15 protein-coding genes are annotated in these 19,659 nt (G+C 63.6%); 6 read left to right on the top strand and 9 right to left on the bottom strand.

The window, feature by feature from the left end; all coding sequences use genetic code 11:
• Positions 1-60: 60 nt before the first annotated feature.
• Positions 61-480 (bottom strand): RNA polymerase-binding protein DksA, encoded by a 420-nt coding sequence (dksA, locus tag OKW20_RS13460; protein ID WP_043614592.1) that lies wholly within the window; start codon positions 478-480, stop codon positions 61-63.
• A 404-nt stretch (positions 481-884) separates the two neighbouring features.
• Between dksA and OKW20_RS13455 the strand changes: the two genes are divergently transcribed.
• From OKW20_RS13455 to OKW20_RS13440, 4 genes are all read left to right on the top strand, one after another.
• Positions 885-1,394, top strand: a complete 510-nt coding sequence (locus OKW20_RS13455) for a SixA phosphatase family protein (protein WP_429172877.1) — start codon at positions 885-887, stop codon at positions 1,392-1,394.
• A 147-nt stretch (positions 1,395-1,541) separates the two neighbouring features.
• Complete coding sequence (locus tag OKW20_RS13450) at positions 1,542-3,038, top strand: YcjX family protein (RefSeq protein ID WP_429172875.1); 1,497 nt, start codon at positions 1,542-1,544, stop codon at positions 3,036-3,038.
• On the top strand, positions 3,035-4,120 hold the full coding sequence (locus tag OKW20_RS13445; protein WP_429172873.1) for a YcjF family protein: 1,086 nt from the start codon (positions 3,035-3,037) through the stop codon (positions 4,118-4,120). Before OKW20_RS13450 ends, OKW20_RS13445 begins: the two co-directional genes overlap by 4 nt.
• 262 nt (positions 4,121-4,382) lie before the next feature.
• Positions 4,383-4,934 (top strand): hypothetical protein, encoded by a 552-nt coding sequence (locus OKW20_RS13440; RefSeq protein ID WP_429172870.1) that lies wholly within the window; start codon positions 4,383-4,385, stop codon positions 4,932-4,934.
• Between the two features lie 69 nt (positions 4,935-5,003).
• Here OKW20_RS13440 and folK read toward each other — a convergent pair whose 3' ends face one another.
• The 3 genes from folK to folP all read right to left on the bottom strand — a co-directional run bounded on the left by folK (position 5,004) and on the right by folP (position 6,852).
• Entirely contained in the window at positions 5,004-5,528 is a 525-nt protein-coding gene (folK, locus tag OKW20_RS13435) for a 2-amino-4-hydroxy-6-hydroxymethyldihydropteridine diphosphokinase (RefSeq protein WP_043624544.1), read from the bottom strand.
• Positions 5,518-5,886 (bottom strand): dihydroneopterin aldolase, encoded by a 369-nt coding sequence (gene folB / locus OKW20_RS13430; protein ID WP_034794609.1) that lies wholly within the window; start codon positions 5,884-5,886, stop codon positions 5,518-5,520. Before folB ends, folK begins: the two co-directional genes overlap by 11 nt.
• A 114-nt stretch (positions 5,887-6,000) precedes the next feature.
• Positions 6,001-6,852: a dihydropteroate synthase gene (gene folP, locus OKW20_RS13425; RefSeq protein ID WP_429172869.1), complete on the bottom strand. Its 852-nt coding sequence runs from the start codon at positions 6,850-6,852 to the stop codon at positions 6,001-6,003.
• A 107-nt stretch (positions 6,853-6,959) separates the two neighbouring features.
• Between folP and OKW20_RS13420 the strand changes: the two genes are divergently transcribed.
• Positions 6,960-7,589, top strand: coding sequence for a DUF922 domain-containing Zn-dependent protease (locus OKW20_RS13420; protein ID WP_043624550.1), 630 nt, complete (start codon positions 6,960-6,962; stop codon positions 7,587-7,589).
• A gap of 436 nt (positions 7,590-8,025) precedes the next feature.
• Here OKW20_RS13420 and OKW20_RS13415 read toward each other — a convergent pair whose 3' ends face one another.
• The gene (locus OKW20_RS13415) at positions 8,026-8,346 is read right to left on the bottom strand and encodes a 2Fe-2S iron-sulfur cluster-binding protein (RefSeq protein ID WP_043624554.1); all 321 of its coding nucleotides are present in this window, start codon (positions 8,344-8,346) and stop codon (positions 8,026-8,028) included.
• A 244-nt stretch (positions 8,347-8,590) separates the two neighbouring features.
• Positions 8,591-8,959 carry an Hpt domain-containing protein gene (locus OKW20_RS13410; RefSeq protein ID WP_043624557.1) on the bottom strand — a complete coding sequence of 123 codons (369 nt, stop codon included), beginning with the start codon at positions 8,957-8,959 and terminating at the stop codon, positions 8,591-8,593.
• Between the two features lie 537 nt (positions 8,960-9,496).
• Here OKW20_RS13410 and OKW20_RS13405 point away from each other — a divergent pair.
• Complete coding sequence (locus tag OKW20_RS13405) at positions 9,497-16,168, top strand: kinesin (RefSeq protein WP_429172866.1); 6,672 nt, start codon at positions 9,497-9,499, stop codon at positions 16,166-16,168.
• Between the two features lie 310 nt (positions 16,169-16,478).
• Here OKW20_RS13405 and OKW20_RS13400 read toward each other — a convergent pair whose 3' ends face one another.
• The 3 genes from OKW20_RS13400 to OKW20_RS13390 all read right to left on the bottom strand — a co-directional run bounded on the left by OKW20_RS13400 (position 16,479) and on the right by OKW20_RS13390 (position 19,655).
• Positions 16,479-16,862 carry a hypothetical protein gene (locus OKW20_RS13400; protein ID WP_429172863.1) on the bottom strand — a complete coding sequence of 128 codons (384 nt, stop codon included), beginning with the start codon at positions 16,860-16,862 and terminating at the stop codon, positions 16,479-16,481.
• 610 nt (positions 16,863-17,472) lie between these two features.
• Positions 17,473-18,342: a cytochrome c1 gene (locus OKW20_RS13395; RefSeq protein ID WP_043626068.1), complete on the bottom strand. Its 870-nt coding sequence runs from the start codon at positions 18,340-18,342 to the stop codon at positions 17,473-17,475.
• 32 nt (positions 18,343-18,374) lie between these two features.
• The gene (locus OKW20_RS13390) at positions 18,375-19,655 is read right to left on the bottom strand and encodes a cytochrome b (RefSeq protein WP_429114184.1); all 1,281 of its coding nucleotides are present in this window, start codon (positions 19,653-19,655) and stop codon (positions 18,375-18,377) included.
• Positions 19,656-19,659 lie beyond the last annotated feature (4 nt).

Here is a 19,659-nt window from a genome sequence, read left to right as displayed (position 1 = left end):
ACGGAAAAAGGCGCGGTTTGACCCGCGCCTTTTTTCAGACTGCTACGAAAGCCCGAAAGCTTATTCGTCCCGGTAGACCTTTTCCCGCCGCTCGTGGCGCTCCTGCGCCTCGATCGAGAGGGTTGCGATCGGACGGGCGTCCAGTCGCTTCAGGCCGATCGGCTCGCCTGTTTCTTCACAGTAGCCGTAGGTGCCTTCGTCGAGCCGCTGCAACGCCGCATCGATCTTGGAGATCAGCTTGCGCTGGCGGTCCCTGGCTCTGAGCTCGATTGCCCGGTCGGTTTCGGAAGAAGCCCTGTCTGCGAGATCCGGATGATTGGCGCTCTCCTCTGCCAAGTGATCCAGTGTCTCGCGTGCCTCGCGAAGGATGTCATTTTTCCAAGCGTTCAACTTGGCCCGGAAATACGCCCGGTGGTTGGCATTCATGAATTCTTCGTCCTCGGAAAGGACGAAGGTACTAAGATCGATCTTCTCACTCAACGCGATTCTCCTGAAGAACATCTCATTGCGGCGGTGTATAGACCTATGGAAGCCGTGATTCAAGCCTCGGAACAGACACTCAACCGTATTTTAATATTGCTCGCGTTTCAGGCTAACTGACGAATATTTCATCAAAATTACACATCGGATCTTGATTTCCGACTTGCGCCCACCGACGACACGGCCTCTGCTCGCTGAAAAGTGACAATGATGTGTTTGCGTCATTTCATCGTCCATTCGCGACCGCGGCAAAGCGCAGCACCCCGCAGTCCCCGAAAAAATCACGGCGGCCAGCTTGATCTTTGCGGTCCGGGCGGGGAAAGGTGACGGTCTGCCGGCCGACACGAAAGCCGACAAAATTCTACCCTGTCGCTGCAACCGGCAGGCAACGCCGGAACCATTCGATGCAAGACAGCGCCCCCAAGGCTCTCCGCCTCTACCTTTTGCGGCACGCCCGTTCCGGCTGGGCGCTTCCGGGCCAGCGCGATTTCGATCGATCGCTGGACGAGGTCGGCTACATCGATGCGGAGCGGCTTGCCCAGACGGCCGCCGACCAGGGCATTCGCCCCGACCGCATCCTCTGCTCGACGGCCGTGCGCTGCCGCGAAACGGCCGAGCCATTCTTCCGCACGGTCAGCGAAGACCTGGATATCCGCTACATCGATGCGCTCTATTCCGGTCCGACGAGCGTCTATCTCGACCTCATCGACGCGCACCGGCATGTAAACGCGCTGATGCTCGTCGGCCACAACCCGATGATCGAACAGTTGCTGTGCAGTCTGGTTGGAGACGATGCCGCCCGCGAGGCACTTCCCGACGGCTATCCGCCGGCTGGACTGGCCATCCTGGATCTGCCTGCTGTCGGCGACGCCGCCGCCGCCCGCCTGGTATCGATGCTGCTGCCGACATCATAACGGCGCACCGTAAGAAGAAATGCCGCGTGCGCGTTGCGGCGCCGCAATTAGTGCCTATATCGCGGAGGCAGCCTGCAGCCGATCGCGGTTCCGCAGGCTCGTCGATCCGAACGATCCCGGGAAACACGCCGCAAGAAAGACCAAGACTTGGCGCCTAACCTGACCAGCTTCAAAGACGATGCGCTGATCGCGCTCGACAATCTCACCGACCGCGCCTCCGGCCTCGTCAACCCTTCGATCCGGCTCGGCGTCACCGGCCTTTCCCGTGCGGGAAAGACCGTCTTCATCTCGTCGCTCGTGCACAACCTGCTGAACGGTGGGCGCCTGCCGGTGTTCGAGCCGGTGCGTTCGGGCCGTGTCTCCAAGGTCAGGCTCGAGCCGCAGCCCGACGATGCCGTGCCGCGCTTCCAGTATGAAGACCATATCGCCGCCCTCGTGCGCGATCGCATCTGGCCGGACTCCACGCGCGCCATCTCGCAGCTGCGCATCACGCTTGAATATGAAAGCGCCAGCGGCTGGAACCGGCTGTTCTCGCCGGGCCGGCTGTCGCTCGACATCGTCGACTATCCCGGCGAATGGCTGCTCGACCTGCCCCTGCTCGCGCAAGACTTCCGCGCGTTCAGCAACAATTCCGTGGCGCGCGCCCGTGCACCTGGCCGCGCGAAGTTGTCGGCCGAGTGGTTGACGCTCGCCGCGTCGGCCGGATCCACGGCGACCGCCGACGAGGCCAGTGCCCGTCGGCTCGCCGAGAGCTTCACCGGCTATCTCAGGGCCTGCAAGGCGGACGAACGCTCACCCTCGACCCTGCCGCCCGGACGGTTTCTGATGCCGGGCGACCTCGAAGGTTCGCCGGCGCTCACCTTCTCGCCGCTTCCGGACCTGCCCGAGGGCCGAGCACCAAAGGGCTCGCTCTGGGCGATGATGGAACGGCGCTATGAAGCCTATAAGAAACATGTCGTCAGCCCGTTCTTTCGTGAGCATTTCGCGCGCCTCGACCGGCAGATCGTGCTGATCGATGCGCTGCAGGCGATCAACAACGGGCCGGAAGCGCTGCTCGATCTCGAGCAGGCCCTGGCGGACGTGCTTGCCTGCTTCCGTCCGGGGACCAACAGCTGGCTCTCCTCCCTGCTGACGCGTCGGATCGACAAGGTGCTGATCGCCGCAACCAAGGCGGATCATCTGCATCACGAAAGCCACGACCGGCTGGAACGCATCGCTGCGCGCCTGGTCGACCGCGCTGCCGAAAGCATCGGATTGAGCGGTGCCGGCCTCGAGGTCATGGCGCTCGCATCGGTCAGGGCCACCCGCGAAGCGACCGTCAACCACGACGGCCATGCCCTGCCGGTCATCGTCGGCACCCCGATCGCCGGCGAGAAGATCAACGGCGAAGTTTTCGACGGCGAAAAGAAAACTGCTATATTTCCCGGTGACTTGCCGGCAGATCCTGAAGTTCTTTTCAAGACGATGGAGACCCGGTCCGGCGCGACCACCTATATCGAGAGCGCTCATCCGCTGCCGGAACTCAGCTTCGTTCGCTTCCGTCCGCCACATCTTGAGGAAACCGGCGGCGGCTTGAAACTGTCGGTGCCGCATATCCGCCTCGACCGGGCCATGCAATTCCTGTTCGGAGACCGGCTCGCATGAGTGACGACAGCAACGGCCGCAGCCGCCGTCCCGGTGCCTTTTCAGTTGGCGAAGACAGGCCCGCCGAGGCAGCGCCGCAGATGCGCACGCGGCGCGCGCCTGCGAGCTTCGACGACAACGTCGTGCTGACCCCCGATGCGGAAGACCCGTTCCGCGAGACCACGCTTGCGGTCGAAGCCCTCGCCTTGCCCGAAGCAAGTCCTCGCAAACGCCGGCTGTCGGTCGGCAAGATCGCAACCGGCGCGTTCGGCATCATCCTCTCGCTTGCGGCAGGCCTCTGGGTCGATCGCCTGCTGCGCGATCTCTTCGCACGCGCCGATTGGCTCGGCTATTCCGCGCTTGCCGTCGTCGCGATCGGGCTGCTGGCGCTGCTGATCGTTGTTGGCCGCGAGCTTTCAGGGCTGATGCAGCTCACGGCGATCCAGAAGCTGAAAGCGGAAACGGAGGCGGCCGCAGCTTCGGCCATTGCGAAACCGGCGCGCGCAGCGCAGGCGAAGCTCGTGCACCTGCTGGCCGGCAATCCGCGAACGGCGCGCGGGCGCACACGATTGAAGGAGAGCGAAGGCGAGATCATCGACGGTCCGCACGTAATCGAACTCACCGAGCGCGAATTGCTGAGCCCGCTCGACCGCGAGGCGCGGCGCCTTATTCTCGCGGCCTCCAAGCGCGTGTCGATCGTCACGGCGGTCAGCCCGCGGGCGCTCGTCGACCTCGGTTATGTCCTTTACGAGTCCGCCCGCCTGATCCGCGCCATGGCCGAACTCTACGGTGGCCGCCCCGGCACGCTCGGCCTGTTGCGGCTGATGCGCGACGTCATCGCCCATCTGGCCGTCACCGGTTCGATCGCGGCTGGCGACAGTCTCATCCAGCAGGTGCTCGGCCACGGGCTGGCCTCGAAGCTTTCGGCGCGCTTGGGCGAAGGCGTCATCAACGGCCTGATGACGGCACGCATCGGCATCGCCGCCATGGATCTCTGCCGTCCCATGCCGTTTCGGGCGTTGAAACGTCCGGGTATCGGTGACTTTCTCTTCGACCTCAGCCCCGGCGCCGGGCGCGTTCTCGGCGACAACGGCGAGAAGTAAGCTCGCTCTGACAATAGGCTGAACGTTTGCAAGCGAATCGCAACCGGGCTCTCCCGGTCGCGATCCTGCTTCGCGCAGTGCCGACAGCTGTTCGATTGCAAGCGCATGCTAAGGCAGGCAATGACCAGGCCGCGAAAGCCTGTGAACAACCGGTTTTCCGGCCGCGATCAGTCCCGATATCCGCCAGACAGAAACTGTCCATTAACCATTTGCGCGCAAATGTGGCATCCAGTTTCGGACGTTGACTCATCAAGGATCGTTTATGTTCTCGCGCCCTTCTTTGATCGCTCGCGGCACTGCCGCCTTTGCGCTGGCAGCCACCGTCGGCCTTGCGACACCGGCTTTCTCCGGCGCCAAGGACAAGGTCTTCTTCGAGAAGGTCGCCGGCCAGTGGAAAGGCCCGGGCGAGATTGTCGCCGGCAAGTACAAGGGCACCAAGTTCACTTGCGACCTCTCCGGCGAACCGGTCGCGGGCGATGAGACCGGCATCAAGCTAGATGGATTCTGCCGCGTCGGCGTGTTCAAGCAGCCGATGTCGGCGCTGATCACCCAGAAGGGAAACACCTATACAGGCAAGTTCCTCGATGGCGCCGAGGGCAAGGGTCTGGATATCATTTCCGGTAATGTCGCCAAGGACAAGGTGGTCGTCGGCATCAACCGCAAGAAGCTGAACGGCGCCATGATCGCTCGCCTGCAGGACGACCAGACGATGAACATCACCATTTCGGTCAAGGTCGAAGAGACGATGGTGCCGGTCATCGGCGTCAGCCTCAATCGCCAGATCGACGCAATCGCCGTCGGCTCGATCAAGTAACGTTCGGCACCCACAAAGCCCCGGCATAGACCGGGGCTTTGTCGTTTGTGGATTGTGTTGCGGTCCTGTTCAGGCGCCTGCGCGCCACCAGCCCATGTGATCATCGGCAATCTCGATGCCGGCGACGTCAGCCTGCTGCAGCCAATCGCCGACCGATCGGCCGCCAACGGCCATGTCGGCGGCAAAGTCGGCAAGCGGCATCAGCACGAAGCCGCGCTCGGTCATCCTTGGATGCGGCAGCTCCAGCCGCCCGCCTGCCTGCGCCACACCTTGGAAGGTCAGTACATCGATGTCGAGCGTGCGCGGCCCCCAGCGCTCGTCGCGCACCCGCTTCATCGACCGTTCGATTTCAAGGCAGGCGTCAAGCAGGGCTTCGGGCGCGAGCGTCGTCTCGACCTTGGCGCAGGCATTGTAGAACCAGGCCTGGTCCGTCTTGCCCCAGGGTGGCGTGCGGTAAAGTCGCGAGACCGCCTCGACCACGCAGTCGTCGCGGGCATCGAGCAACCGAAGCGCTTCGGCCATCGCCTTGCGCGGGTCGCCGAGATTGCCGCCAAGCCCGAGCGTTGCAGCCCGCCAAGTTACCTCAGACGACATGCTCGACCGTCACTTCGACATAATCGAGCACGCCTGGAACCGGCGCATTCGGCTTACGGATCGAAACCTTGGCACGCTTGATCTGCGGGAAACGCACGCAGAGCGTCTTGGCCACTTCCAGCGCCAGTGCCTCGATCAGGTAGCGGCGGCGGCCGGTGACGATGCGCTCGATTTCCTGGAAGGCGATGCCGTAATGCACGGTGTCTTCGATCGAGTCGTCGACCAGCGCCGTTCCCTGCTCGACTTCAAGCTCGGCGTCGACGAAGAAGCGCTGACCGAGAAGCTCCTCCTCGTCGAAGACGCCGTGGCGCGCGAAGAAGGCGCAGTTCTTGAGGGTGATGATATAGGTCGCGCTCATGCTTCTCAGTCCCATCGGCTTTCTTGGATCGCGATGATTGCGCGGTCGAGCCGTTCCGCAGTCATGCGCGTGATTGGTAGTCACAGGTTCAGGCGGAATGCGGGCGAGTAAGTCTCACCTCGCTCTGGCGTGCAGCATAGCATCCGCCATTGCCAGTGCATCCTTGCTGTTTGCGACATCGTGTACGCGGAAAATCGCGGCGCCGGCAACGCGCAAAAGCGCCGTCGTCGCAGCCGTCGCCATGTCGCGATCGGCCGCCTCGCGGCCGCTGACCGCACCGACGAAGCGCTTGCGCGAGGTTCCGACCAGGAACGGCAGTTCGAAACGGTGCAGTTCTGCGAAGCGCGCCATCAGTTCCAGGTTTTCGTCCGTGTCCTTGGCAAAGCCGAAGCCCGGATCGAGGATAATGCGATCCCGCTCCACGCCGGCCGCTGCCGCGATATCGAGCGACCGGTCGAGAAACTCAAACTGGTCGGCGATCACGTCTGCGAGTTTTTCACGGCCCCGGCCGGTATGCATGATGCAGATGCCGGCGCCGGTCCTGGCGGCGACCGTGGCAATGTCGGGTTCGCGCTGAAGGCCGTGCACGTCGTTGACGATATGCGCGCCGGCATCGACCGCAAGCTGGGCGGTCGAGGCTCTGTAAGTGTCGACGGAAATCAGCGCATCGGTATCGCGGGCGAGCGCTGCGATCACCGGCAGGATCCGCGCCTGTTCCTCCTCGGCGCTGACGGCCGCCGCATCGGGCCGCGTGGATTCGCCGCCGATATCGAGGATCAAGGCGCCCTCCTCCAGGCAGCGCACGCCTTGTGCCACCGCCGCAACGGCATCGATGAAACGGCCGCCATCGGAAAAAGAATCCGGGGTAACATTGACGATCGCCATCAAAACGCCACGCGGCCCCAGTTCGAGGCTGCGTCCGTGCGCCAGCTTCCAGCTAAATTTCTGAAATGGATTGTAAGTCATTTTCCCTCACCATCCGCATACGGCCGGGAGCCATCGTTTTGCTGTTGCGCCGGCGCTGGCTATGCCCCAAGCTTGATTGAAGTTCAACCGAAGAGAACCACGCATTGATGTCCCGAGTACGCGTCCCGTTCAAAGTCGCCCTTCTTGCTCTCCTGGTTGCCGCCCCGTTTGGTACGGCCTCGGGCGAAACCGTGGTGAACAAGAGCTTCTCCTATTTTTCGATCGGCGGCCGGACTGCGGAAGAACTGGACAAGGCACTCTCGGCGAGCGGCCCGATGATGAAGTCGACCGGCGCCCGGCATCCCGGCGCCACCCGCATCAAGTTCGGTGGCTCGATCACCTATGTCAGCCGCAACGGACGCTGCGCCGTCGGCTCGGCCCGCGTCACGCTCAACACGCGCATCATTCTGCCCAAATGGAAATACCGCCGCCAGGCCGGACGGGACCTCGCCCTCGTGTGGGACACGCTGTCGAGCGACATCAAGCGCCACGAGGAGCGCCACGCCGAAATCGCCCGCAATCACGCCAGGCGGATGGAAAAGATGTTCCTGGCACTGAAGCCGCAGGACACGTGCGAAGAAATGCAGGAAAGCGTTGCCCGCGCCAGCGCGACCGCGATCGAGGCGCATGACAAGGATCAGGCCCGCTTCGACCGCACCGAAGCCGCGAACTTCGACAAGCGCATGATCCGTCTTCTGCAATACAGGCTGGAAACGCTGAAGAAAGCGCAACAGTAGATAGCAAAGCCGGAACCCCGAAGAAGAGCCTGACTATAGTCGCGGCTCGGGCCATTTTAGCGGCAATACCCACAGTATTTTATTGGTGAAATATAACGATGGCTGCCGGCCGGCGACTCATCTATATTCAAATCATGGAGAGAGGGGCCGGGACAAAGACTAGCCCCACAAATTGAATAGGTTATGCGCGACGCGATTGCGGCGCGAAAAGCTTAGATGTTGCCTTTACTTTGACTTGCGCAACGTTGTTCACTTGAAAAGAAAAAGAAGAAATCGAACAGCGGAGCCGGAACGGGTTCTCCTGGCGTGTCTTGGTGCAGCAGATGTTCCCTCCCTCATCTGTATGCGATGCGCCCTCCTCGCCTCGCTTGTCCAACGACCGGCGAGGCGCTTTTTTTGTGCGGAGGTCTGAAAGACGGGGCGGGAAACGCAGGCCTTAGGCCTGGCGCTCCGGCACGTGCACGACGAGACCGTCAAGCGCATCGCTCATCTTGATCTGACAGGAAAGCCGCGACGTCGGGCGGACGTCGTAGGCGAAGTCCAGCATGTCTTCTTCCATCGCTTCCGGAGCGCCGACGACCTGGGCCCAGGCATCGTCGACATAGACATGACAGGTCGCACAGGCGCAGGCCCCGCCGCATTCGGCTTCGATGCCGGGAACCGAATTGCGAACGGCGTTTTCCATGACCGTCGAGCCGTTTTCGACATCAAGTTCATGGCGCGCGCCATCAAAGGCAACGATGTTAAGTTTTGTCATGTCTCTTTCCGGAATGAACTGGTGGATTGGCCGGGCGCAGGCCTGTTGAGAAGGAACGCCGCGGGCGCAAATTCAGGGAAAGTTCTTCCAACAAATCGGCCGGCCAGTCAACAACGGCCGTCATTGCGTGCCATCGCCGCAGAGCGCACCGGTGGCAAATGCCGCCGGCGCGAGGCCTCGAAGCGAGGCGCGGCCATCGGGCGGAGGACAGGGGGCCGGGTGGCCCCAGTCCGCCCGGGAGCCGCTAACGGCAGAGCTTCAGAATGAAGAGTTCGGCTTCGAGCACGGCCGCTGCAAGCTGGTCGCAGAGCGGGGCTTCGGCCGGATTGTGCTCGATCGCGCCGGCAACGCTTGCAACGTCGACGGCACCCACCGCCAGGGCTGCGCCCTTCAGCCGGTGGGCTGCCTGGGCGCGGGGCGTGCCCTCGCCCTCTACAATTTCCTTCAAGACCTGGCGCGCCTGGCGCGCAAAGAGTTGCAGCACTTCGATTTCGAGCGCCTTGTCACCCATCGTCTGCACGGCGAGGTGCGCAAAGTCGATCGGCTTTTTGCCTGACGCAGAAGAGTTTCCCGGACTATCCGGGGCTTCAAAGGCAATCCTGAGGGCCGCCATGAGCCAATTTCCCTATTGTTTGTTTGATGTTGGCCTGTTTCCGGCATCGCTTCATCGCGAGCGGTGCCGCTGCCCGCACGATTGAGACTTCCATCTTCGGCGGGCTCCGGCACCTATTGGCTCAAATCCGGGCGCAATATAGGCAGTATTTTGGGAAAATGGTTAATGTCCGTTAAACTCTCTGATTTCCTTATCTTTTCCGGCTTTTAAGTCCGCATCGCATTAAGATTTCATTAGGATTTTAATCAACCCCAAGCGCTCTTAATTGTAAGAACCCAGCTAATGTGTCACTACGATACGCTTAGGAACGGACCCGCGTACGAAAATGGCAACCGTTCCGGTGGATAAGCTCGACGCGTGGTCCCATTCGGCCACAAATGCGACTATCCGTCGAGGCAATGCAGTGGGTGATCAGTAGGGTATTGCGTAGATCTGATGCGCGTATCTTGCCGTCACCGCCCATGAGGAAGAGACCCTGCCCGACAACGGGCCAGAGGCGCTTTCCGTTCTGGGCAAAAGGTAATGAGGCGTATCCCTATGGCGACGAAAAAGAGCAATGAGTCGATCGACGAAAAGGCGTTCCAGGCTCTGGAAGCTGCCCTGAAGATTGATTTCGACGAGCTTGCATCGAGCCCGAATGACAAGACTTCCTTGGATGATCCGGAGGAAAATGTGTCTCAGCCCACCAATCAGGCGGCAACGCCCGATCAGAATAAGAAAGCACGGCCTCAGCCGGAACAGTCCCGCGGGGCACGTGCTGCTGAAGCGGCCAAGACGCTCGCTCCGGAACCTGCGCCCAAGTCCCCGTCCCTTTCTGCCGCCAACGACGATGGTCGCCGTTCGCCGGCTGCGATGCTGCGCGCGCTCGACGTGCGCTCCAATCGCGCCGCGATCCGCGTTGCCGCGCTGGTGTCCGTCATCTGGGCGGTTGCCGGCCTTGGTGTCGCCAACCTTCTTTACGGGCCGCAGATCTGGCAGATCCGTTCGCTGAGCGACCTCTCGGCCACGCCTGGCGCCGTCGGCGTTGCGATCGGTATCGTGTTGCCGATCATGCTCTTCTTCTCCTTTGCCATCATGATCGCCCGCGCGCAGGAACTGCGCAACGCCGCGCGTTCGATGGCCGAAGTCGCCCTGCGCCTTGCCGAGCCGGAAACCGCTGCCGCCGATCGCGTCATGACCGTCGGCCAGGCCGTCCGCCGCGAAGTCTCGGCGATGAACGAGGGCATCGAACGCACCATTGCCCGCGCCACCGAGCTCGAAACGCTTGTTCATTCCGAGGTCAACGCCCTCGAACGCAGCTACAGCGAAAACGAACTGCGCGTGCGCACCCTGGTGCAGGAGCTCGGCCTTGAGCGCGAAGCGATCATCGGCCATTCCGAGCGTATCCGTTCGGCGATCTCCGGTGCCCATGGCAAGCTGAAGGATGACCTGGAACAGGCGAGCGAAGACATTGCTTCGCGCATCGCGATCTCCGGCGAAGCCTTTGCTTCGCTGATCGATACCCGTGCGGCCGCCCTCAGCGAGAAGTCCGACACCGCCCTGCAGTCGATCGGCAGCATGCTGACGACCCGCACCGATGCGCTGCTTTCGGGCCTCACGGCTGCCGGCCTCGGCCTCAGCACCGAATTCGACACCCGGCTTGACCAGCTCAGCGACACGCTGACGAAGCGCGGCGAAGATCTGCTCAGCCAGTTCGAAACGCGCGCCTCCTCGCTTGACGCCAGCACCGAGAAGCTGAATGCGGCGCTCAACGAACGCGCCCGCCAGCTCAACGAAACGCTGATCGCCCGCACCCGCGACCTCAACGAAAGCCTGAGCGTCGGCCAGCACGCCATCACCGGCGGCCTCGACCACGTACTCGCCTCGCTCAACGCCACGCTCGACGAAAAGGGCGCGAGCTTCCGTCAGAGCCTGCGCTCCAGCGCCGACGACGCGATCATGGACCTCGACCTGCGCGGCGGCTTCTTCGAGGAGAAGCTGCAGACGACCGTCGGCCAGCTCGCCACCGCCTTCGACGAGCGCTTCCACGAGTTTGCCTCCGCCTTCGACAAGCGCGCGAGCCTGCTCGACACCAAGCTCATGGAAAGCCTGCACCGCATCAACGAGACCGTCTCCGGCGGATCGGAAGCGATCGGCGGCGCGCTCGACAGCAGCATCGAGAAGATCGGCTCGGCCCTTTCCGACCAGTCTCTGACGCTTGCGACCACGCTCGGCGCCACCCAGGACTTCATCGAAGAGACGATTGCCAGCCGCACCACGGAACTCGGCAATATGATCGGCGATGCGCACACCCGCATCGACAGCGTGCTCTCCGAAAAGACCAGCGGCCTGATGGGTGCCCTCACCCAAGCCCAGGACCGCATCGAAAACGGCTTCGGCCAGCGTGCCGACGCGCTTTCGAGCGCACTGACGACGAGCGAACAGCGCCTGACCGAAGGTCTGGACAGCCGCACGGCCGCCTTCGTCGACGGCCTGCACGCCGCGCACGCCCGCATCGAGCAGACTCTGCACGGCTCGACCGACGAGATCACCAGCGCGATTGCTGCCAGCCAGCACCGCCTCGACAACACCCTGTCGGAACGCACCCTCGCCCTTTCGACGATCCTCTCCATGGGCGCGGATTCGATCGATACCGCCGTCAGCGGCACGGCCGACCGGCTGGAGCGCGTTCTTTCCGAACGCGGCGAAGCGATCTCCGACGCGCTCACCAACCAGACGACGGCGCTTGACGGCGTCCTCGCCGAGCGCGCCGCCGCGATCACGTCGACGATGTCGTCGCGCGCCAACGAGATGGCCAACACGCTGAGCCGTCACGCCGAAGACGTGGCCGACAGCCTGACATTCCGGGCAACGGCTGTCGCCGAAACCATGACCGACCGCGTCGGCGACATCGAGCAGAAGCTCTCCGAGAGCGTCAACACGATCGCTGAAAACCTCGGTGGCCGCGTCAGCCTGATCTCGGACACGCTCACCCAGACCAGCGCCCGCATTGCCGAGGATCTGAGCGGACGTGTCAGCAAGATCTCCGACACGCTGACCGAGACCAGCGCGCACATCGCCGACGCCCTCACGGCACGCACCACCGAAGCGACCGCCTCGCTCGCCGGCAAGGCAGCGGAAATCGAGGAGACGCTGAGCGGCCGCGCCGAGCACCTGCGCGATACGCTCTCGTCCACGCACGAGCAGATCCGCGCCACACTCGACGACCGCATCAACGCCATCAACCTCGCCGTCGGCCAGGGCCGCGACCAGCTCGAAGGCATGCTTGCCGATCAGTCGACCTCGATCGCCACAACGCTTGCCACCAGCGCCAGCATGCTGGAAATGTCGCTCGAAGAACGCCAGGCGGCACTCGCCGGAGCCATCGACCGCAGCGGCGAAGCACTCGACAGCCGCATGCGCTCGACCACCGGCCATATTGCCGAGCGCCTGGCCGAAACCGCCAACCAGATCAGCCTGGCGGCCGACAGCCTCACCAACCGCGTCGACCTGTCGATCAACGGCCTTAACGACCGCCTCGACGACACCGGCATGCGCGTCGAAACCAGCCTCGGCGCCCTCGAAGAGCGCATGCGCGAGAGCGCCGGCAACATCAGCTCGATCGTCGACGAAACCGGCATGCATCTCGAGACCCGCGTCGGCGTGCTCGAAGACCGCATTCGTGGCACCGTCGGCAATGTCGGCGCCGTGGTCGACGACACCGGCGCGCGGATCGAGAGCAATCTCGGCGCGCTGGAAAACCGCATTCGCGGCAGCGTCACCAATGTGGGCTCCGTCGTCGATGATGCGGCGGCCCGCGTCGAAGGTGGCCTCAGCGCGCTTGAAGACCGTATCCGTGGCAGCGTCAGCGGCGTCAACGCCGTCGTCGGCGAGACCGGTGTACTGATCGAAAACAGCCTCGGCGCCCTTCAGGACCGCATTCGCGGCAGCGTCAACGACGTCAACACCCTGGTCGACGATACCGGCCTGCGCCTGGAAGTCAGCCTCAGCTCGCTCGAAGACCGGGTTCGCGACAGCGTCGGCAGCGTCAACCAGATCGTCGACGGTGCCGGACAGCGTATCGCCGACAGCCTCGGCGACCGCGCTGGCGACATCGACCGCATGAGCGAAATGGCGGCCACCCGGATCACCGGCGCCATCGAGTCCGGTGCGGAGCGCATCGCCGAACGCCTCGGCACCATGGATCGCGCCCTCAACATCGGCCTTGAGAACGTCAACCGCACGATCGAGGGCAAGGCAGCCGTTCTGGTCACCAGCCTGCGCGGCGCCGTTCACGAGGCAACGCAGGATATTGACGCCGAAGCCAACCGCCTGGAAGGCAAGACCTCTGACATCGTCGCCAATCTGCGCAGCGCCGTCGGCGGCGTGGCTGAGGACTTCGATGCCGAAGCCGTACGCCTGGAAGACAAGGCAGCCGGTCTCGCAAACACGCTCCGCAGCGCCGTTGGCGATGTCGCGCAGGAGCTCGACGCAGAAACGCTGCGCATGGAAGACAAGGCTGCCGGCCTCGTCAACACGCTGCGCAGTGCCGTTGGCGACGTCGCCCAGGAGCTCGATGCGGAAACGCTGCGCATGGAAGACAAGGCCGCTGGCCTTGTGAACAGCCTGCGCGGCGCCATCAGCGATGCGGCCCAGGAAATCGACGCGGAAGCCGTCCGCTCGGCCGGGTTGCTGTCGAAGGCCGGCGAAGATTTCGCCTCAGCACTTGCCGCGCGCCAGGCGGACTTCGCCAACACGATCGACCAGACGGCAGCCTCCACGGCCGCACGCCATGCCGAGCTTGCCAACTCGATCGAGCAGAAGGCGGCAGCCACCGCAGCGCGTCATGCCGAACTCGCCCGCTCGATCGCCGATGCGGCCGACAGCGCAACCGCACGGCTGGCCGCAACGCACAGCCAGATCGCCAACCACGCCGACAACATCCATCAGGGCCTCACCAACACGGAGAAGGCGCTGGAGGCCCGTGGCGAGGCGATCCGCAACACGCTCGACGACCGCACCCGCGAACTCAACTCGATGCTCGCCGGCCGCTCGATGGAGCTGTCGCGCCTGATCGACGAGCAGGCACGCCCGGTCATCGACCAGTATGCGGCGACCGGCCGCGAGGCCGCCGAGCGCATCGCCGCCGTGACCCAGGAAAGCGCCGACCGTCTGCGTGCCGAAAACGCCGCCCTGGTCAACGCCATTGCCGAGCGCACGGGCGAGACGCTGAACGCGATCTCCTACCGCGCCGAAGAGACGGCAAAGGCGATGAAGATGGTCGAAAACCGTCTGCAGTCGACCGCGCTTGGCCTGATCGACCAGCTCGCCAACAACAACGCCGCCATCGCCACGGTCATCGACCAGGCGAGCAACAACCTCGGCGAAATGGACCAGCGTCTGGAATCGACGATCGCACGCGTGTCGGAATCGACCCGCCAGGCCTCCGACATGCTGTCGACCTCCACCCGCCTCATCGAAGGCAAGGTCGACAAGCTCTCCGATATCTCGGCCTCCACCCTGTCGCAGATCGGCGGCATCGTCGGCCGGTTCGAAGACCACTCGCGCGTTCTCGGCCAAGCCTCCGACCTGCTCGGCGCCGCCCAGTCGAACCTCGTCAGCACGCTCGAGGAACGCCAGGATGCGCTTCGCACCCTGTCGGTCGGCCTCGTCCAGCGCTCGGAAGAGATCGAACGCACGATGCGTGCGCTCGAGGGCTTCGTCGACGGCGCCTTCCAGCGCGCCGAAGAGCGCTCGGGCCTCGTTGCCGGCAACCTGCGCAGCGGCATCCAGCAGTCCTTCTCCGATGTCGGTCGTCTGCTGACCAGCGCCGAACAGCGGGCAGCCGAAGCTGCTGAAGCGATGCGCAACACGCTGGCCCAGGCCGGCGATGAAGCCGGCGCCTCGGTCGAACAGGTGTTCAGCCGCGCCGAAGAGCGTTCGCGCCAGATCGCAAACACGCTTCGCTCCGGCGTCGAGACCTCGTTCGCCGACGTCAACAAGACGCTCACTTCGGTCGAAGGCCGTGCGCTCGGCGCGTCGGAAGCCCTTCGGCAGGCGATCGCCAAGGTCGGCGAAGATGCCGGTGCCTCGATCGAAGGCGCCTTTGCCAATGCCGAAGAACGCTCCAAGGAAGTCGCCTCGCGTCTGCGCGGCAGCGTTGCGGCCTCGGTATCCGACATCGAGCGCATGCTTGCCGAGAGCGGCAAGAAGTCCGATGGCGTCGCAGGCCAGTTGCGTGACGCCGTTCGCGTCGCGATCGACGAGGCGATCGGCCGCTTCAGTGGTGCGACCGACGAAATCCGTCGCTCTGCCGGCGAGATCCGCAAGGAACTCGACATGACCCGCGAAGAACTGAAGCGCGGTGCCTTCGACCTGCCGGAAGAAGCCAAGGAAAACGCGGCCGTCATGCGCCGCGCCGTCAGCGAGCAGATCAAGGCGCTGCAGGAACTGTCGGATATCATCGGCAAGTCCTCGACGCAGCTCGAAGTGGCCCAGCCGCTGCGCCAGCAGCCGGCCGCCGCTCCGGTCGCCCGTCCGGTGCAGCAGCAGGCAGCCCCGCAGCCGCAACCGGTCGCACAGCCCCAGCCCCAGCCAGCGGCCCAGCAGCAGGTGGTTCAGCAGCCCGTAGCGCAGCAGCCCGTCGTCGAGCAGCCGCGCCGTCAGGAACCGGCACCAGCGCTCCGCGGCAGCCTCGGCATCGAACAGCCCGCCGTTCGCCAGCCGGCGCCGTCGCAGGCCGTCAGCAACGAGGTCGCCGAAGGTGGTGGCTGGATGCGCGACCTGCTCCGTGCGGCGTCCCGCGAAGAGGCACCCTCGCCCGCGCCGCAGCGCCCGGCCGAGGCCCAGCCGACGGCACGGACCGGCGACAGCCGCAACCCGCGCCACGTGGTTGAATCGCTGAACTCGCTTTCGGTCGATATCGCCCGCGCCATCGATCACGATGCGTCGGTCGATCTGTGGCGCCGCTACCAGCGCGGCGAGCGCGACGTCTTCACCCGTCGCCTCTACACGCTCAAGGGCCAGCAGACCTTCGACGAGATCAAGCGCAAGTACGACCGCGAGCCGGAGTTCCGCACCGCCGTCGACCGCTACATCGCCGATTTCGAAAAGCTGCTCGCGGACGTCGCACGCAACGACCCGGACAAGCGCATCACGCAGACCTACCTGACGTCGGATACCGGCAAGGTCTACACGATGCTCGCCCACGCCGCCGGCCGCTTCAGCTAAGCGAGCCCGGATAGAGAACAAGGAAAACGGCCCCGTCTCGTGACGGGGCCGTTTTCGTATGCGGGGATATCAGAGAAGAGAAGCGACTGATCGCTTCCGCTCGGATGTGGCAAGCCCTCTATGACGCGGTGTGCTTTTCAGGCGCTCTCTGCGCCCGTGCGCCGCGCTATCAAGCTTCTCGCTGTTTCAGGACCACGGCCCGCAAGCGGAGCCGGACATGCGGGACTTGGGTTGGTCGGCGGACGTCGTGAACAACGCGTTGTCGACGCCCTCCACAGCCACGCTGGGCGAAGCGACGGGGTACGACCAGTCAGCGCAACGGCGAGCAGCCGCCGACATCGGCGGGCTTGACCCGGCCCGCCTGCAGATCCTTCAGGTAAGGCTTGTTCGGGTCCGGTCCACCGAGCGCGCCGTCATAGGTCGCACGGTCGATCTTGAGCATGCGGCCGCTTGCGGTGAAGCTCACCATCTCCTTCTTGTTGACGTAGGCCGAGGCGACGTTGAGCCGGCAAAAGAACGTCCTCTCGCCATTGCCGACAACCCAGCCCCAGGCGCCGGATTTGCCTCTGGCGAGCTTTCCGGTGGTGTAGCCCTGCTTGGTGAGCGCCGAATAGCTTTCCGCCTGCGCGATGCCGGGAACGAAGGCCAGGCCAATCGCGACGGCGACCGCCAGGCGTTTGCGCGAAATATACATTGGGTTTCAACCTCTTAAGCAGAAAACGACAAATCCGAATACGACGCCGCATCCGGATGGTGCAACCCTAGAACGCAGACGTGATTAACGCGCCCGCGAGGCGCGCAGGCACTCGGAAACAAGGGCCGGCCAACCCCGACCTGCCGAAGGGCTCGCGGTGGTGCTGCAAGCCGGTGATGTCACTCCAGTCAGACGAAGGCGAGAACTCGGCTATATGCAAACGTTTGCACAATGCAATCGTTTGCATGCGAAGGCGACATCTATCGACGGCTGGCGGCGGACAGTCTCGATAGGCCACGCCCGATGCCCCGCCTGGAAGACGATTGCAGAAGCCGCGAGAGGAGCTGAGACTTGCCTTGCTGGCCGGACGACGAGGCACCGCATGTGCCGGCGCCAGAGGCCGCGTGGCGTTTCCGCGTTCAAAGGCGGAGGATGCACGGCTGAGTATGTGCCGCTTGGCCTCGATCATGTGCCAGGACACTCAGGGCTTCGCCGAACCGGGCGTTGCCTTCCTCACTGCCTTGCATGAGACCCCGAAACGCAAAAAGCCCCGGACGAACCGGGGCCTTTTCGTTGGGTCTTGATCGAACCGGCTCAAGCCGGAAACCGATCAATGTTCCTTGTTGGCGTAGACCGACTTCTTGGTGAGGTACACCAGGCCGGTGAAGATCAGCAGGAACACCATGACCATGAAGCCGGTGCGCTTGCGCTCTTCGAGGTGCGGCTCGGCGGCCCACATCAGGAACGCCGAAACGTCCTTGGCGTACTGGTCGACCGTCTGCGGCGTGCCATCGTCATAGGTGACCTGGTCGGCGGAGATCGGCTGAGCCATCGCCAGCGCGGCAGCGTTTGCGAAGTACGGGTTGTAGTGCGTGCCTTCAGCCACTTCGACGCCCTGCGGCGGATCCTGGTAGCCGGTCAGCAGCGCGTGGATGTAGTCCGGGCCACCTTCCTGGTAGGGCCAGAACATGTCGAAGATGAACTGCGGGAAGCCGCGCTCGATGCCGCGTGCCTTGGCGATCAGCGAGAAGTCCGGCGGAGCTGCACCGTTGTTCGATGCGGCAGCCGCTTCCTTGTTCGCGTAAGGCGACGGGAAGTGGTCGGAGGCGACAGCCTTGCGGGTGTACATCTCGCCGTCGGCGTTCGGGCCGTCCTGGACTTCGTAGTTCGCTGCGAAAGCCTTTACCTGTGCATCCGAGTAGCCCAGGCCTTCCAGCGTGCGGAAGGCAACCAGGTTCATCGAGTGGCAGGCAGAACAGACTTCGGTGTAGACCTTCAGGCCGCGCTGCAGCTGGCCCTTGTCGTAGTGACCGAAGGGACCGGCAAAGCTCCAGTCCTGCTGTTCCGGCTTGTGGATCGGATAGTGGGGCGTACCGCCGCCATGCTCCTCGCCGCCCTTCGCCTCTTCGGCAACAGCCGCACCGAGACCGAGACCAGCGACGACAGCGAGTGACAGAATGCCTGTAACAAGCTTTTTCATTGTTGTGGGTTCCTTATCAATCGCTGTTCTGATCAGGCGCGCGCGGCGGCCGGCTGCGCCTTGGCATTCTGCTTTTCCAGCACCGCTTCGGTGATGGAGTTCGGAATGCGCTTCGGCGTTTCGATCAGGCCGAGGACCGGCATGATGACGAGGAAGAAGCCGAAGTAGTACAGCGTGCCGATCTGCGACATCACGACGTACAGGCCTTCTGCCGGACGCGAGCCGAGCCAGCCGAGCAGGATGGCGTTGACCACGAAGACCCAGAAGAACAGCTTGTACCACGGACGGTAGACGGCCGAGCGGACCTTGGACGTGTCGAGCCAGGGCAGGAAGAACAGGATGATGATCGAGCCGAACATCACCAGAACGCCGCCGAGCTTGGAGTCGATCGGGCCGATGTTGAAGGTGATGGCGCGCAGCATCGCGTAGAACGGCAGGTAGTACCACTCCGGAACGATGTGAGCAGGCGTCTTCAGCGCGTCAGCCGGAATGTAGTTGTCCGGGTGGCCGAGGAAGTTCGGCTGGTAGAAGACGAACCAGGCATAGATGATCAGGAAGACGGAAACGCCGAGTGCATCCTTCAGCGTCGCATAAGGCGTGAAGGGAACGGTGTCGGTCTTGGACTTGACTTCAACGCCGGTCGGGTTGGTCTGACCCGTTACGTGCAGGGCCCAGATGTGCAGGACGACGACGCCGGCGATCATGAAGGGCAGCAGGTAGTGCAGCGAGAAGAAGCGGTTCAGCGTCGGCTGGTCAACGGCGAAGCCGCCGAGCAGGAACTGCTGGATCCACTCACCCACCAGCGGGAAGGCGGTGAAGAAGCCGGTGATAACGGTCGCGCCCCAGAAGGACATCTGACCCCAGGGCAGAACGTAGCCCATGAAGCCGGTCGCCATCATCAGAAGGTAGATGACCACGCCGAGGATCCAGAGGATTTCACGCGGAGCCTTGTACGAGCCGTAGTAGAGACCACGGGCGATGTGCAGGTAGACGGCGATGAAGAAGAACGACGCGCCGTTGGCGTGCATGTAGCGCAGCAGCCAGCCGTGGTTGACGTCGCGCATGATCTTTTCGACCGAGTTGAACGCAACGGCGGTGTCGGCGGCATAATGCATGGCCAGCACGATACCGGTCAGGATCTGGACGATCAGCATGACCGAGAGCATGGCACCGAAGGTGTAGGCGTAGTTCAGGTTCCGGGGAACCGGATAGCTGATGAAGCTATCGTGGATCAGACGCGGCAACGGCAGACGGGAATCAACCCATTTCTCAATGCCAGTCGTCGGCGTGTAGGTTGAATGTTCAGCACTCATTATC

Origin of the sequence: Ensifer sp. LBL, assembly GCF_050435225.1 — a bacterium.
Classification (GTDB): Bacteria; Pseudomonadota; Alphaproteobacteria; order Rhizobiales; family Rhizobiaceae; genus Ensifer.
The sequence above is the reverse complement of the archived record's forward strand: the minus strand, read 5'-3'. Positions and strand labels throughout refer to the sequence as shown.